The sequence below is a fragment of the Solilutibacter pythonis genome, assembly GCF_003697345.1.
Taxonomy (GTDB): domain Bacteria; phylum Pseudomonadota; class Gammaproteobacteria; order Xanthomonadales; family Xanthomonadaceae; genus Solilutibacter; species Solilutibacter pythonis.
Genome location: NZ_RFLY01000005.1, coordinates 161,705 through 177,046 on the forward strand (window position 1 = coordinate 161,705; position 15,342 = coordinate 177,046).

A 15,342-nucleotide genomic window follows, 5' to 3' on the forward strand; every position below is an offset into this window, starting at 1 on the left:
AGTCTCTGCGACGAAAAATCCTGATCCGGGTGGTGCGACTCCCTTTGTCGGTGGTTCCTCTCCAGAAGGCTGCTCCACCATGCCATGCCGTTGCGGGCGATTTACCTGGAGCCGCGCGCCAATACACATGGGAGAGTAAGACACGATGGGTGAGATTCACTCGGGGCTGCGGCTGGCCGGCCTGACCAAGACCTATGCCAATGGGGTTCACGCGCTGCAAGGCGTGTCGTTGGACGTGCGGCCGGGGCTGTTCGGACTGCTGGGGCCCAACGGCGCCGGCAAGAGCACGCTGATGCGCACGTTGGCGGGCTTGCAGCGACCGGACGAGGGGGGAATCCATCTCGATGGTCACGACGTACTGGCCGATCCGCATTACCTGCGGCAGCGCCTGGGATATCTGCCGCAACAGATCGGCGCCTATCCTGGCGTGAATGCCTGGACGTTGCTGGAACGCTTCGCTTGGTTGAAGGGGCGCGCGCAACGTGCCGAGCGGCGCCAGGAAGTGACGCAACTCTTGGAGCGGGTCAACCTGCTGGATGCGGCGGATCGTCCGGTGGCGACTTATTCCGGGGGCATGCTTCGCCGTTTCGGTATCGCTATCGCGTTGCTTGGGCGGCCGCGTCTGTTGATCGTGGATGAGCCGACCGCCGGACTCGACCCGGCCGAGCGGAATCGTTTCCATCGGGTGCTGGCGGAAGTCGCCGACGATGCCATGGTGCTGCTTTCGACCCATATCGTCGAGGATGTGGAGCACCTCTGTCAGCACGTGGCGATTCTCGCTGGCGGTCGTATCGTTGCCGAGGGCGCACCGGCGGAATTGGTACGGCCGTTGGCTGGGCGGCTCTGGTCGCGGATCGTCCCGCGTGGCGAGGCGTTGCCGGAGCGGGAGGTGCAGCTGGTTGCGGTGGCGACTGGCACGTTGGCGGTGATCGAGGCGGCATCGCCACCACCGGGCTACGTGCCGTTCCCGCCACGCCTGGAGGAGGCTTATCACCTGGCGCTGAAGGCGGCCGGAGCGGAGGAACGCTCGGCATGAGGTTCTGGCTCAGAGAAACGTTCGATGAATTCCGTCAGGGGCTGCGCGGCGTGCTGGTGCCGCTGGTGTATTTGCTGCTGACCGTGCATCTGCTGACGGTGCTGACCAGCGCCGATTATCTGCGCCAGATGGGGGCGGTGGACATCCCGCGCAATGCTCCGGCGATCCTGTGCCTGATGGCGGCCGGCAATGCGTTCTTCCTGTTTTTCATCTGGGCTTGGTTGTTCGCCCAGCCGATACGCCGCGACCGGGTGGCCTGTCTGCATGAAGTGATCTACGCCGCGCCGTTCGGTTTGCGGGGCTGGCTACTGGCGCGGTTCTGCGGCGCGCTGGGTGTGGCGGTGCTGGTGGGGTGCACCTACGTGGCCGGGTTCCTGCTGGTGCCTGTGCTGGGTACGCTTGGCTGGGTGCCGGCCGAGGCCATCGGGCCGGTGCCGGTGCGGGCACTGTTGTTCAGTTTCTTCGTCTACACCCTGCCTTTGGCGATCGGCGCGGGCAGTCTTTACATGGTGGCCATGTTGCGCTGGCGCGGCCTGCTTGGCCCGTTCGTCCTGGCCGCCCTGCTGGTGGTGTGCTGGATGAGCGCGATGATGCTGAAGGATGCCCAGTCCGGCTCGGTGTTGCCGTTGCTGCTGGATCCGTCCGCCTATGCGTTGACCGAAGCGCAGGTCGAACAATGGACACCCTGGCAGAAAGCCACGCAGGTGCCCGGACTCGATGGCGTATTCCTGCTCAACCGCCTGATCTGGTGCGGTGCGCCATTGCTGCTGCTGGCGGTGACGTTGTGGCGTACCCGGCGGGAGCACCTGGTGGGAGAGGGGGTGCCGAAACAGCGCCGTATCCACACCGGGCATCGCCGTCCGCCGTCCGTGTCAAATCTGGCCTTGTCCGCGCCGGGGCGCGTCGGCCCGCTGGGCTGGACCGGGGCCGCGCTGAAGGAAGCGGGCTGGCAGATTCGCCGCGTCGCGCTGCGTCCCTGGTTCTGGGGAATTTGTCTGGCCTTGGTGTTTGCACAGAGCGCTTCGGGGCTGATGTACATCGTGCAGCATGCCGAAGGTCCGCTCTTGCCGAGCCCTGAGTTGGTCATGCCGCTGTTGAACCAGATGTTCTATCTGGTACTGGCAATGCTGGTGGTGGCATTGACCGGCGTGCAGTGGCGGAGAGATCAATTGCCGGGCTTGGACGAGATGCTCGACGCCACGGCCGCCCCGCTGTCCGTGCGTCTGGTTGGACGCGCGCTGTGCGTGTTTTCCCTGACCTTGGCGTTGTGCCTGACGGTGGCCATTTCCGCCGCGCTGGTGGCTGTGTCTGGCGGACAGGGAATGGCCTGGGCAATGCCATTGGCCTATCAACTGGCGTTGATATTGCCGTCGTTCCTGGAGTTGGCCGGGCTGACGATCCTGCTGCACGCCCTGATTCGGCATACGGGAGCGGCACATGCCTGCGCCATCCTGCTGGCGTTCGTATTGTTCGTCAACGACAGGGTGGGCCTTGTAAGTTATCCGCCCATGCGCTTCGCGATGCCGATTTATCCGGCCATCTCCGGGCTCTCGGGGTTGTCGCCGTGGTCGGCCAACTTGTTTTGGCTGATCTCGTTCAAACTGCTGTTGGCATTGTTGTGCGTGGTGCTGGCGATGTGGGTGAGCCCGGCCGGTACCGAGGAGCCGGGGCGCCGCGCGCTGGGCGAACGCTTACGTCTTCGCTGGCGACAGGGCGTGGGGCCGGTGGCGGCGGTGCTTCTGCTGGGGTGGCTGGCGGTGCTGCCGGTGCTGCACACAGGCTACGTAAGCCGTGGCGACTACGCGGCCCGGACGACCACCATGGCCGAACAGGCCGCTTGGGAGCGTGAGTGGTGGGCATCGTTCGGTGCCTTCTCGGTGGCGGGGGGCGAAGTCGATCTGCGACTGGACTCGGCCTTGCCGGGATTGACCGGGCAGTGGCGTTTGCATGGCGTGCGTACCGATAGCGGCCATCTGTTTTTCCGCCTGCCGCCAGGCGTTAGCGAGATAAATGCCGTGCAAGGGGAGGATGTCCTGCACGGCGCGCGCATCGGCGAACAATGGGTGCTGCCCCTGCACGGTTGCAAAGAGGCCGTGTCTTGTGAAATCACACTGCATTGGCGGCTCGATGCCGGCGGCTGGCATACCCGCGAACGGGTTGCGCGCACCGGTGTCATGCCGCAGTGGATGGATGGTGACGACATCTGGCTGCTGGCGGCCGATGTGATGCCGAATCTGGGCGTGGACAACGATGCCTTGTTGCGTCTGCCGATGGAACGCGAAACCCACGGTTTGCCGGCGCAACCGCGACTGGCGCCAGCGGTGGCCAGTGCGGTATTGCAGCACGCAGCGCCTCCGGCGGACTGGCGCTGGACATTGCGCGATGCCGGGGGACGGATGCTGGCGAGCGGAAATACCGATGGCGCATTGAATTTCGCGTTCACCCGGATAGCCTCGCTGAAGGAGGCCAAGGTCGGGGGCCTTGACATGCGCTATGACCGCCAGCGTGCCGGTATCGCACCGCAGGTCGCCAAGGATGTGGCGGACATGGCCCGTTGCGTGGCGGCTCATCTGGGCGAATCGCTGCCGGTGCGCGAAGTGGTGCAATGGCCGCGCGGTCTCCAGGAAAGTCGCTACGTGGATGGCCGCCTGCTGCTGGCCGAGGCCCCCAACTGGGATGCCGGAACAACGGGTATGGGCCGCTGGCTGCGCCGCGCTGAAATTGCCGCGACGCTGGTCAGGGGACAATTGCTCTCGCGCAGTGGCATCCGTCATGCCGAGGGCAGCCAGGCCCTGACACTGGCGCTGCCCGAAGCACTGGGCTTGCAATGCGTCGGCGAGACCGATGGCATGAGCGCTTTCGCGGCGTTGATCGGTCACTCCAGTGAAGCCGCTGGTCAGGCGCTGGTGGAGAGCGAAGTACCGGTCGGCCCGTTGGCGCAAGCGCGCGCGGCCGATTGGGTGCGGCCTTATGGCGCGCAGGCATCGTTGTCCTGGCTGCGTCAACACGGCGCGACCGGCCTTCTCTCATTGGCCCGGCGCGTGGCGGCCGGCGAACAGGCGATGACCGTGCTGCCGATGGCGGGCATGGCGGCATTGCTGGGGCCACCGCAGGCATACGACATTCATTTCGATGCATCCGCGCGCAAGGCGACGGGGAAACGCTGGCAATGGGCGCGGGGCAATTGGGAAGCGTTGCCGCAACCTCCATCCGCGCAGCGCTGGCTGTTCCCGCCAACGGCGCGCGAGGCGTTGGCGCCATCCGTCGCTGGCCAGGCCGTGCCGGAGGTGCTGTATTTAGATGTCGCCCCGGGTTTCGAACGTACTCCGGAGGACAATGCCGTTTTGTCGGCGAAACAGAAATGACGCGTTAGGGAGGGAAGCGCCGGCGGCGGCCACTCGTCGCCGGCGAAACCTCGGGCCGTATTTCCATGCACCTTGTCCGGGATACCCGATGGATGAATGGCAGGCTGCCGGAGCGGACTGCGTGGGATATCCGGCTCAAGTAGTGCGGAATCCGGGGAAATGCCGGATTATTTCGTCGATCCGACGAAATCGCTCCGTTTGGCTTCCCACCGATGAAGATCACCGCCGCCGACCAGTCACTGTTGAGCCTGCTGCGTGAGAACGCCCGCGCCTCCACCGCTGAGATCGCGCGCCGGCTCAAGCTCTCGCGCACCACGGTGCAAAGCCGGATCGACCGGCTCGAGCGCGATGGCGTGATCACCGGTTACGGCGTGCGGGTCAGCGATGAAGCCGAACGCGGCCACGTGCGCGCCCACATCATGGTCACGCTGGCCCCGCGTCAGATGCCGACGGTGATCGCCGAGTTGAAGGCGATACCGGAAGTGCGAGCGCTGCATTCGGTCAGCGGCCCGTCCGATTTGATTGCCTTCGGCGTCGCGTCGGATGTCGAGGCGATGGACGCGCTGACCGATCGCATCGGCATGATCGAGGGCGTGGAGCGCACCACCTCGGCGATCATTCTTTCCACCAAATTCGAGCGTTGATCGTCGGCATGGAACCGCGCGCATCCACGCCGCCGACGGTAATCGAGGACAATGGAAAGCGTGTCCATTTCCGATAGCCGATTGGCCGCGCCAATCCCGATCACGACCCGGCCCGTCATGAAAAAATCCGATTTCCGTTTCGACTTGCCGCCCGAGCTGATCGCCCAGGCGCCGCTGCCCGAGCGTTCCGCCAGCCGGCTGCTGGTGGTGCCGGCCGGCGAGTGCGGGTTCGCCGATCGCGGCATCCGCGAACTGCCGGCGCTTTTGCGCGAGGGCGATCTGCTGGTGTTCAACGACACCCGGGTGATCCCCGCGCGGCTGTTCGGGCGGAAGACCAGCGGCGGACGGGTGGAAATCCTGATCGAACGCCTGCTGCCGGAAAACGAGGCGCGCGTGCAGATTGGCGCCAGCAAGGCGCCGAAGCCGGGCAGCCGCATCGAACTGGATGCCGGGGGCGAAGTCGAAGTGCTGGGCCGCGACGATGCGTTCTACCACCTGCGCTTCCATATCGGCCAGCCGCTGGAGAAATGGCTGGTCGATGCCGGCCGTCTGCCGCTGCCGCCCTACATCGAGCGCATGCCGGACGCCGCCGACGCCGAGCGCTACCAGACCGTGTTCGCCCGGCATACCGGCGCGGTGGCCGCGCCGACCGCCGGCCTGCATTTCGACCAGCCGTTGCTGGACGCGCTGCGCTCGAAGGGCGTCGAGTTCGGCCACGTCACGCTGCACGTCGGTGCCGGCACCTTCCAGCCGATGCGCGCCGAAAACGCGCACGAGCACGTCATGCACAGCGAATGGCTGAACGTCGGCGCGGAGTTGGTGCGGCAGGTGCGCGAAACCCGCGCGCGCGGCGGCCGGGTGATTGCGGTCGGCACCACGGTGGTGCGCGCGCTGGAGAGCGCGATGCGCGACGGCCAGCTACAGCCGTTCGCCGGCGAGACCCGGATATTCATCTTTCCCGGTTATCGCATCGAGAGCGTGGACGCGATGCTGACCAACTTCCACCTGCCGGAAAGCACGCTGCTGATGCTGGTTTCGGCTTTCGCCGGGCGCGAGCGCATCCTCGTCGCCTATGCGCACGCGGTGGCGCGCCGCTACCGCTTTTTCAGCTATGGGGATGCGATGCTGCTCTGGGGCCGGTGAGAACGATCACGCCTGGTATTACCCCGGGGCGCGAATGACGAATGCGCCGGCAAGCAAGAACCCCGCAGCCAGGCCGCGGGGTTCGGGACTGCGAGCCGATCGCTCACCTGAACTTGTAATCGATGCGAAGTGCGACGCTGCGACCTTCGCCATAGATTTCATACAAGGCCGCGCGGTTGGATGAACGCGAACTCGCCGATTTGTAGGTGACGTATTTCTCGTTGAGGACGTTGTTGAGGTGCAGACTCATGGTGATCTGGTCGTTCAACTCCATTCGGCCTGACAGGTTGAGGGTCTTGTAGGCCGGCGAGCGATCCGCGTCACGCACGTTGAAGTGCGATTTGTAGGCGCCATAGGCGGCGATGTCGGCACGGATGAACGTGGGCTTCTGGAACATCTCAAGCTCATGGTCGATGGACAGATAAGCGTTGTATTTCGGCACCATCGTCATGTCGTCGCCCTTTTTCGCGCCCAGCACGGGTACGGCGCTGAGCATCTTCGAATCGGTATACGAGGCGTTGAAGGTCAGCATGGTGCTGGCGCCGAGATATATCGAGCTTTCCAGTTCAACGCCGCGCGAGCGGGCGTTGGCGGCGTTGGCGGTGTAGCTGAAACCGCAACTCGGCATATAGATGCTGGTACGGACATCGGTCCAGTCGATGTTGTAGATGGCGGAAGCCAGCCGCAGGCGACGGTCGAGGAATGCGCCCTTGAACCCCACTTCGTAGTTGTCGATGCGGTCGCTGGTGTAGCGGGGCGTGTGTTGGGGGGCATATTCGTCCTTGAGGCAAGCGTTCGGCAATGGCCCGTTGTTGCCGCCAGGACGATAACCTTCGGAGTACAGGGCGTAGATGTTCATGTCCTCGTTGGGCATCCACGAGACGCTGAACTTCTTCCGGTTGCCCGATTCCTTGCCGCCGAGCCATGCGGTATCGGTCCGCGGGCCGACCCAGATGCCGCTGCGGGAATAGCCGGAAACGTCTTCCAGCTTGAAGTAGCGCAGTCCGCCGGTCAGCTCGATCTTGCCGATAGAGGTGTCGAACTGATAGCTGGCCTCGCCGAATGCGGCGAACTCCTTGGTCATGGAATATAGGTTGGTCAGGTTGTAGTTCTTGGATGGGTCGCCGTACAGCACGCGACCCAGATCGGCCACGTTGTGGATGCCCTGTTTCGCCCAATCGGGCCCCCATATTCCTCCCACGCTTTTATCGGCCCAGTCCGAGAACAAGGCGATGCCGCGTGGCGTGTTCTCGTGATATTGCCACTGCTGGTCGGGCTTGTAGGGTTCCCAATAGCGGTCCTGGAACATGCCGACCGTCCAGTCGAAGCCGCCCATGCGTTCGTTGTTATTGCAGGCGAATCTCATGGGTGATGCGCTTGCTGCGTTCTTGGGTGACGATCCAGGTCTTCATCATGTCGTCCATATCCAGGCGCGACCAGTTGTCGAGCGAAGACCCGGTGTATTCGCGGTAGGAGCCGACATAGTTGAGCGAAGCGAAACCGAACAGGTTCTCGTGGCCGGCGCTTATCGAGGCCAGGTTGGTGCGGCCTTTGCTCCAGTTATCCATCAATTCGTGCACGGTGTAGCGCGAAGGCGCCTTGACCCGGGTATTGGCGCCCGAGAGGCAGGCCGGGCGCTCCCAATTGGGGTCGCAGGTCACTTGGTCATAGTTGACATCGAATCCCCAGGGAGAGCCGGGATTTTCGCTGAACCTGGCGACTCGGTAGAAACCGGGCTTGGAGCGGTCCGCCAGGCGGGTGCCGACGTTCTTGCTCTTGCTGGTGATATAGCCGAAGTTGAAAAACATCTCTTCCGTCGGCTCCCATTGCAACTGGGCGCGGAGGAAGTCGGCCTTGCCGTTGGCTTGCACGCCGGTGGCGGCGTTGACGATCTTGCCGGGGGATTCGGCGGTGCTGGCGACGATGCGGGCGGCCAGACGGTCATTGACCAGGGGGATGTTGAGGCCCGCTTCGATGCGGCGATTGATACCTGCCACATCTTTTTCACTGCCCAGGCGATAAGTACCGAAGACCTCCCACTCGTTCATTTGTGGCTTGACCGTCACGATCTGCACCGTGCCGCCGATGGCGTTGGAACCCCACAGCGTGCCTTGCGGGCCGCGCAAGACTTCGACGCGTTCCACATCGAAGATGTTGGCGAGTCCGAGCGGGATGCCATCCACGAATTGGCTGGTGGTGCCTGGGGAGGCCGTATTGCCGCCGCTCAAGCCGCGCAGGATCAATTGTCCGGTGGGGCTGGCGCCGCCGGCGATGGTGCGGTAGATGTCCTGCACGCTGCTGAGGTTGCGCTCCTTAAGCTCGCTGGCCGAGATCGCCGTGATGTTCATCGGCACTTCGAGGATCGTCTCGTTACGCTTGCGCGCGGTGACTACCACCTTGTCCAGGGTGTCGGCCGAATGATGTTCGTCGGCGGGTTGGGGCGCGGGCTGTTGGGCATGGGCCATGCCGGCGATGAGCGGCGTGGTCAATAGCGTGGCGAGTACGGTTTTCTTGAGCTTTGGGAGCTTGGGCATGGCTGACTCCAGAAATGGGGTGTTGGATGCGCTGGCTGGCCACGATGCGAAGCACCGTGACCTTGGCGGACATTAACCCGTGCTTCACGAAACAGCAACGAAGCCTTAACGATGGTGCGGTGCATCGGTCCGCTGGTCATGGCTTGTCGGGGCGGTAGGTGTTGGCGACGTTCTCTCATCCCCCTGGAAGCGGGCGGCGTCAACGCAACAAGGGCTGTCTGTGGATGAAGTCGTGATGCCGGAACGCGCGCGGTGTTCGGCGCCCATCGGCGGGCAACGTCCCGCTTCGTGGGCGTGGGGCATCTGCGATAATTCCGCCGATGTCACGCATGTCTTTTCAACTCATCGGCCGCGATGGCGCCGCCCGTCGCGGCCGCTTGCATTTCCCGCGCGGAAGCGTCGAAACGCCGGCCTTCATGCCGGTCGGCACCTACGGCTCGGTGAAGGGCGTCTTCCCCGAGCAGATCCGCCAGCTTGGCGCGGAGATCATCCTCGGCAACACCTTCCACTTGTGGCTGCGGCCGGGGCTGGAGGTGATCGAGGCGCATGGCGGACTTCATGGCTTCGGCCGCTGGGCTGGCCCGATCCTCACCGATTCCGGCGGTTTCCAGGTGTTTTCGCTGGCGCATCGGCGCAAGATCGACGAGGCCGGCGTCACGTTCGCCGCGCCCACCGACGGGCGCAAGGTGTTTCTCGGCCCGGAAGCGTCCATGCATATCCAGAAAGTGCTGGGCAGCGACATCGTGATGATCTTCGACGAATGCCCGCCGGTGAACATCGACGGCAAGCCGGCTGACAAGGGCTTGATCGAACGCTCGATGCAGCTCTCCCTGCGCTGGGCCGAGCGCAGCAAGCGCGCGCACGCGGGTAACGACGCCGCGCTGTTCGGCATCGTCCAGGGCGGCGTTCATCACGATCTGCGCACGCGCTCGGCGGAGGGGCTGAAAGCGATCGGCTTCGATGGCTACGCCATCGGCGGGCTGGCGGTCGGCGAGAGCGAGGCCGAACGCAATGCCATGCTCGATCACACCGCGCCGCAACTGCCCGCCGACCGCCCGCGTTACCTGATGGGCGTGGGCCGGCCGGAAGACTTGGTCGAGGCGGTGGCGCGCGGGGTGGACATGTTCGATTGCGTGATGCCGACCCGCAACGCCCGCAACGGTCATTTCTTCACCTCCACCGGCACGGTGCGCATCCGCAACGCGAAGTACGAGCGCGACCTCCGGCCAATCGAGGAAGGCTGCGATTGCTACGCCTGCGCGAACGGCTTTTCCCGCGGCTATCTGCGTCACCTCGACCGCTGCAACGAGATGCTCGCGCCGATGCTCGGCACCCTGCACAATCTGCGTTATTACCAGCGCCTGATGGCGGGGATGCGCGAGGCGATCGAACAGGCGCGTTTCGCCGATTTCCGCGCCGCCTTTTATGCCGCGCGCGGGCGCGATGGCTGAGCACGCCGGGCATTCCGCGGCCGCTTTGCGCTTGAATCCGGGGGCTCCCGGCCACATGGCATAATCTCCCGTTCGCTCAACGACAAAGACTCAGGTACAGACCGATGAATTTCCTCGATCTCCTCATCCCGGCCGCGCATGCTCAAGCAGCGGCGGGCCAGCCGGCGGCGCCGGGCATGATGAGCACCATGCTGTTTCCCATCGCGCTGATCGCGATCATGTACTTCCTGATGATTCGTCCGCAGATGAAGCGCGCCAAAGAGCACAAGGCGATGTTGGGCGCGCTCAACAAAGGGGACGAGGTCATCACCAATGGCGGCCTGGCCGGCGTCGTTACCGATATCGGCGACAACTTCGTCACCGTCGAGATCGCCGAGAACGTGCGCGTGCGCGTGCAGAAAGGCGCGGTCGCCAATGTGCTGCCCAAGGGTTCGCTGAAAGCGTCCTGATCTTCCTTCAACCCTGATCGCGCGGCGCGCATGGCGCCGTGCGGGTGATCGTCATGCTTGAGTTTCCGCGCTGGAAATACGCCGTCATCGTCCTGGTGTTGCTGGCCAGTACCTTTTATTCGTTGCCCAACCTGTACCCGAAGGATCCCTCGGTGCAGGTGACTGCCAACCGCGGCGCCGCCACCGGCGTCGTACTGCGGCAGAAGGTGGAGGCGGGTCTGGCCGATGCCGGTCTCAAACCGAAGTCCGTCGAGATGGATGGGGACGACACGGTGATGGTGCGACTCGCCTCGCCCGACCAGCAGACCCAGTTGCAGGACGCCCTGCGCGACACGCTGGGCCAGGATTATTCGGTGGCGTTGAACCTGCTGCCGACGGTGCCGAAGTGGCTGGATGCGCTTGGCGCCAATCCGATGTCGCTGGGTCTCGACTTGCAGGGCGGCATCCACTTCCTGATGCAGGTGGATCAGCAGGCGGCGGTGCAGAAGCGGATGGACGCCTACGCCGAGAACATGCGCAGCCTCCTGCGCGATGCGCGCATCCAATACCGCTCGGTGGACGTTCGGCCCGATCACAGCGTGATCGTTACGCTGCAAGCCGGCGGCAATGCCGATGCCGCGCGCGCCGCGTTGGTGAAGGGGCTGGGCAGTCCCGCCGCTGGCGGCCCCGGCTTCACCTGGGCCGCGCAAGGCGCCACGTTGACCGCGCGCCTGTCCGAGGCCGACATCAACAAGATCGCGGTTGATGCGGTCGACCAGAACCGCACCGTCATCGCCGAGCGCATCAACGCGCTGGGCGTGGCCGAGCCGGTGCTGCAACGGCAGGGCGCCGACCGCCTGGTGATTCAGCTGCCGGGCCTCCAGGACACCGCCGAGGCCAAGCGCCAGATCGGCGCGACCGCGACGCTGGAGTTTCGCGCCGTGACCGGTGACGAGGCGACCGCCGCCGCGGCCGAGGCCAGTGGCCAGGTGCCGCCGGATTCGCGCCTTTACAAGCAGCAGAGCGGCGCGCCGATCCTGCTTTCCAAGCGCGTGCTGGTATCCGGCGACCAGTTGCTCTCGGCGGTGCCGGGCGTCGACCAGCAGAGCGGTTCGCCGGATGTCAGCATCACGCTGAACGCCGCGGGCGGCAAACGCATGCTCGACCACACCATGGAGAACGTCGGCAAGCGCCTCGGCATCGTCTACATCGAACGCATCCCGACCGTGAGCATGGTCGATGGCAAGGAAGTGCAGGGGTCGCGCATCGAGGAACGGGTGATCAGCGCTTCGACCATCCAGGGCGTGTTCGGCAACCAGTTCCACACGACCGGCCTGTCGCAGGACGAGGCGCAGAGTCTGGCCCGGCAGTTGAAATCCGGCGCGCTGGCGGCGCCGATGTTCTTTGCCGACCAGCGCACGATCGGCCCGAGTCTCGGCAAGGAGAACGTCGAGCGCGGCACCCAGGCGGTGGCCTTCGCCTTCCTGTTCACGTTGGCCTTCTTCATGGTCTATTACCGGATGTTCGGCCTGGTCACTTGTGCCGCGCTGCTCATGAACTTGTTGATGGTGGTGGCGGTGCTGTCGCTGTTCGGCGCCACCATGACCCTGCCGGGCTTCGCCGGCCTGGCTTTGTCGGTGGGCATGTCGGTGGACGCCAACGTACTGATCAACGAACGTATCCGCGAGGAGTTGCGCGCCGGCATGCCGGCCAAGGCGGCGATCGCCACCGGCTACGACAAGGCCTCCGGCACGATTTTCGACTCCAACATGACCGCGCTCTTGGCCGGCGTCGCGTTGTACGCCTTCGGCACCGGCCCGCTGAAGGGCTTCGCGGTGACGATGGTGATCGGCATCCTGACCTCGGTATTCACCGCGGTGACGGTGTCGCGCGCGTTGGCCACGCTGATTTACGGCGGCCGCAAGAAGCTGAAGTCGATCGCGATCTGAGGAAGTACCCACATGAAGATCTTTCCGCTCCACCTGATCCCGAACGACACCCGCATCGACTTCCTGCGCCTGCGCACGGTTTCGCTGCTGGCGGCGCTGTTGCTGGCCATCGGCGCATTCGGCGCGATCGCCTACAACCAGTTCGCCAAGGGCGTGGCCTTCAACTACGCGCTGGACTTTACCGGCGGCGTCGGCGTCGAGTTGCACTTCGAGCGGCCGCCGGGTGTCGATGCCGTGCGCGAACGTCTGGAAAAGGCCGGTTTCGCAAGCGCCCAGGTACAGACCTACGGCACCGGCAGCGACCTGCTGGTGCGCTTGCAGGACGATGGCCGCCATGCCGCGCAGACTGGCGAAGTCGGTGGACGGGGCGCGGATGGCGAATCCGCCGCCGCCGGCATCGCCCAGCGCATCGCCAGTGCCGCCTCGGTCGCCGGTAATCCGGCCGAAGTGCGTTCCAGCTCGGTGATCAGCGCCCAGGTGGGCCGCGACCTGGCCAGGAACGCGGTGCTGGCGATGCTGTTCGTGCTGATCGGCTTCATGGCCTACATCGCCTTCCGTTTCGAGTGGAAGTTCGCGGTGGCGGCGATCCTCTGCACCCTGCACGACGTGCTGGTGGTGGCCGGCTTTTTCGCGCTCACCCAGCGCGAATTCGACCTGACCCTGCTGGCGGGTTTGCTGACGGTGATGGGGTTCTCGATCAACGACACCATCGTGGTGTTCGACCGCGTGCGCGAGAACTTCCGCACCATGCGAGCCGATCCGAACACGATCCTCAACGTTTCGGTCAATCAGACGCTTTCGCGCACCATCATCACCTCAGTGGTGGCATTCCTGACCGGCCTGGCGCTGTATATGTATGGCGGCGGTTCGCTGGAGGGCATGGCGGTCTCGCAGATGCTGGGCATCGTGATCGGTACTCTTTCCTCGATCTTCATCGCGTGCAACCTGCTGACCTTCGGCCCGCTGAGGGTGACCAAGCAGGACTTGCTGCCGAAGGCGCGTGACGAGGCGGCGCTGGCGCGCCGGCCCTGAGCATGCGAAAGCCGGGGGCTTGCCCGGCTTCGTATCGAGTTAGAGAGACGCCGGGCGATGCCCGGCGTCGTCGTTTCCGCGTGTCAGAACGTGCCGGCGTAGCCGCTGTCGACGATGGTCTTCTGGAGCGCCTCGGCCAGTCTCAGATTGCCGGCGACGATGCCACGGCTGTCGATCCCGCGTGCGTCCACCGGCGCGGTCGGGGCGCCTTTGAAATCGCTGACCTTTCCGCCGGCCTCGCGTACCAGCAGGATGCCGGCGGCGATGTCCCAGGGTTTGACGCCGGCCTCGAAGTAGGCATCGAGGCGGCCGCAGGCGGTGTAGGCCAGATCCAGCGCGGCGGAGCCGGTGCGGCGCAGGTCCTCGGCCTGGGTCATGAGCTGGCGCGCGCATTCGAGCTGCGCGCCGGTGCGCTGGCGTTCGCGCGGGTGGAAGCCGGTGGCGACCAGGGCGCCTTCCAGGGTCTTGCGTTCGGCCACGCGGATGCGGCGGTCGTTCAGCACCGCGCCGCTGCCTTTGCTGGCGGTGAACAGTTCGTTGCGCAGCGGGTCGAAGATCACGCCGTGGACCGGCTCGCCGTTCTCGACCAGGGCGATGGAGACACAGTAGTGCGGCAGGCCGCGCAGGTAGTTGCTGGTACCGTCGAGCGGGTCGATCACCCAGACGTTGCGGCCCTTGCCGAGCTGGCCGCCTTCCTCGCCGAGGATGGCGTAGTCCGGCGCGGCGCGGCGCAGTTCGCGGATCGCGGCTTCCTCGGCCTGAGCGTCCACTTCGCTGGCGTAATCCTGGCGGCCTTTCTCGACGACGTTGAGCGCCTCGAGGCGACCGAGGTTGCGCATCAGCACGTTGCTGGCGGCGCGCGCCGCCTTGACCATAAGGGTGACTGCAGGTTTCTGCATGGAGTGGGCCGCCTGGTTGAATAAAGAACGAGGCCCGGCTTCGTTGCCGGGCGGCGCAGTTTACCATTCGCGCAATGAGCCATCTGAACCCAATCGCCGCGCGCATCCGCATCGTGATGGTCGGTACCCAGCATCCAGGCAATCTCGGCGCCGCCGCCCGCGCCATGCGCACCATGGGGTTGACCCGGATGGTGTTGGTGGCGCCGGAAAAACAGCCCGATCTCGTCACCGTCTCGATGGCCGCGGGCGCTGAGGCGCTGGTATTCGATGCGCCGGTGTTCGCCACGCTCGGGGAAGCCGTCGCCGATTGCCGGCTGGTGCTCGGTTGTACCGCGCGCAGCCGGCGCATCGCGCTGGAGGAACTGCCGCCGCGCAAGGCAGTCGAACGCGCGGTGGCGGCGGCTGGCGAAGGCGGGGAGGTCGCGCTGGTGTTCGGACGCGAGCGTACCGGGCTGGACAACGACGAGCTGCAACTCTGCCATGCCGCCATCCACATCCCCGCCGACCCGGCCTTCAGCTCGTTGAACGTGGCGGCGGCGGTGCAGGTGCTGGCCTACGAGGCGAGGATGGCGCTGCTGGCCTCGGCGGCGTCCACCGCCAGCGTGGTGGCGGCGTGTGTCGAGCCGCCAGCCGCGCACGCCGAGCTGGAGGGCTTCTTCTCCCAGTTGGCGGAAACGCTCGACGCGATCGATTTCCACAAGGGGCGGGCGCCGGAATCGGCGTTGCGCAAACTTCGCCGCATCTTTTTGCGGGCGGAGATGAGCAGCCGCGAGGTACGTATCGTCCGTGGCGTCCTGGCCGATGCCCAGCGCATGGCGCGCTTGGCGAAAAATGACGCATGAGCGCCGGGGCATGCGTCTA

Annotated in this window: 12 protein-coding genes; 9 read left to right on the forward strand and 3 right to left on the reverse strand. The window is 65.2% G+C overall.

Annotation, left to right across the window (positions count from 1 at the left end; translation table 11 throughout):
* The first annotated feature begins 145 nt into the window (after positions 1 to 145).
* From EBB59_RS04970 to queA, 4 genes are all read left to right on the forward strand, one after another.
* Positions 146 to 1,036: an ATP-binding cassette domain-containing protein gene (locus tag EBB59_RS04970; protein ID WP_122101043.1), complete on the forward strand. Its 891-nt coding sequence runs from the start codon at positions 146 to 148 to the stop codon at positions 1,034 to 1,036.
* The gene (locus tag EBB59_RS04975; RefSeq protein WP_122101044.1) at positions 1,033 to 4,401 is read left to right on the forward strand and encodes an ABC transporter permease; all 3,369 of its coding nucleotides are present in this window, start codon (positions 1,033 to 1,035) and stop codon (positions 4,399 to 4,401) included. Before EBB59_RS04970 ends, EBB59_RS04975 begins: the two co-directional genes overlap by 4 nt.
* Before the next feature lie 212 nt (positions 4,402 to 4,613).
* Positions 4,614 to 5,045 carry an Lrp/AsnC family transcriptional regulator gene (locus EBB59_RS04980; RefSeq protein ID WP_122101045.1) on the forward strand — a complete coding sequence of 144 codons (432 nt, stop codon included), beginning with the start codon at positions 4,614 to 4,616 and terminating at the stop codon, positions 5,043 to 5,045.
* A gap of 117 nt (positions 5,046 to 5,162) precedes the next feature.
* Positions 5,163 to 6,188, forward strand: a complete 1,026-nt coding sequence (queA, locus tag EBB59_RS04985; RefSeq protein WP_122101078.1) for a tRNA preQ1(34) S-adenosylmethionine ribosyltransferase-isomerase QueA — start codon at positions 5,163 to 5,165, stop codon at positions 6,186 to 6,188.
* A gap of 103 nt (positions 6,189 to 6,291) precedes the next feature.
* On the opposite strand, the gene EBB59_RS14070 is transcribed toward queA, so the two are convergent.
* Together EBB59_RS14070 and EBB59_RS14075 are read right to left on the reverse strand one after the other, a co-directional pair.
* Positions 6,292 to 7,554, reverse strand: a complete 1,263-nt coding sequence (locus EBB59_RS14070; protein ID WP_211327690.1) for a TonB-dependent receptor — start codon at positions 7,552 to 7,554, stop codon at positions 6,292 to 6,294.
* A complete protein-coding gene (locus tag EBB59_RS14075; RefSeq protein ID WP_211327691.1) occupies positions 7,535 to 8,722 on the reverse strand; it encodes a TonB-dependent receptor plug domain-containing protein in 1,188 nt (395 codons plus the stop codon). The genes EBB59_RS14070 and EBB59_RS14075 overlap by 20 nt, the downstream gene beginning before the upstream one ends.
* Positions 8,723 to 9,042: 320 nt before the next feature.
* On the opposite strand from EBB59_RS14075, the gene tgt reads away from it, so the two are divergent.
* The 4 genes from tgt (at position 9,043) to secF (ending at position 13,582) form a co-directional block, all read left to right on the forward strand.
* Positions 9,043 to 10,173 (forward strand): tRNA guanosine(34) transglycosylase Tgt, encoded by a 1,131-nt coding sequence (gene tgt, locus EBB59_RS04995; protein ID WP_122101046.1) that lies wholly within the window; start codon positions 9,043 to 9,045, stop codon positions 10,171 to 10,173.
* A 104-nt stretch (positions 10,174 to 10,277) separates the two neighbouring features.
* On the forward strand, positions 10,278 to 10,622 hold the full coding sequence (gene yajC / locus EBB59_RS05000; protein WP_122101047.1) for a preprotein translocase subunit YajC: 345 nt from the start codon (positions 10,278 to 10,280) through the stop codon (positions 10,620 to 10,622).
* A gap of 53 nt (positions 10,623 to 10,675) precedes the next feature.
* Positions 10,676 to 12,550, forward strand: a complete 1,875-nt coding sequence (gene secD, locus EBB59_RS05005; protein WP_122101079.1) for a protein translocase subunit SecD — start codon at positions 10,676 to 10,678, stop codon at positions 12,548 to 12,550.
* A 12-nt stretch (positions 12,551 to 12,562) separates the two neighbouring features.
* Positions 12,563 to 13,582 carry a protein translocase subunit SecF gene (gene secF, locus EBB59_RS05010; RefSeq protein ID WP_122101048.1) on the forward strand — a complete coding sequence of 340 codons (1,020 nt, stop codon included), beginning with the start codon at positions 12,563 to 12,565 and terminating at the stop codon, positions 13,580 to 13,582.
* Between the two features lie 83 nt (positions 13,583 to 13,665).
* Here secF and EBB59_RS05015 read toward each other — a convergent pair whose 3' ends face one another.
* Positions 13,666 to 14,481: an inositol monophosphatase family protein gene (locus tag EBB59_RS05015; RefSeq protein ID WP_122101049.1), complete on the reverse strand. Its 816-nt coding sequence runs from the start codon at positions 14,479 to 14,481 to the stop codon at positions 13,666 to 13,668.
* A 74-nt stretch (positions 14,482 to 14,555) separates the two neighbouring features.
* Here EBB59_RS05015 and EBB59_RS05020 point away from each other — a divergent pair, with 74 nt between their 5' ends.
* Positions 14,556 to 15,323 carry an RNA methyltransferase gene (locus EBB59_RS05020; RefSeq protein WP_122101050.1) on the forward strand — a complete coding sequence of 256 codons (768 nt, stop codon included), beginning with the start codon at positions 14,556 to 14,558 and terminating at the stop codon, positions 15,321 to 15,323.
* Positions 15,324 to 15,342: the final 19 nt, after the last annotated feature.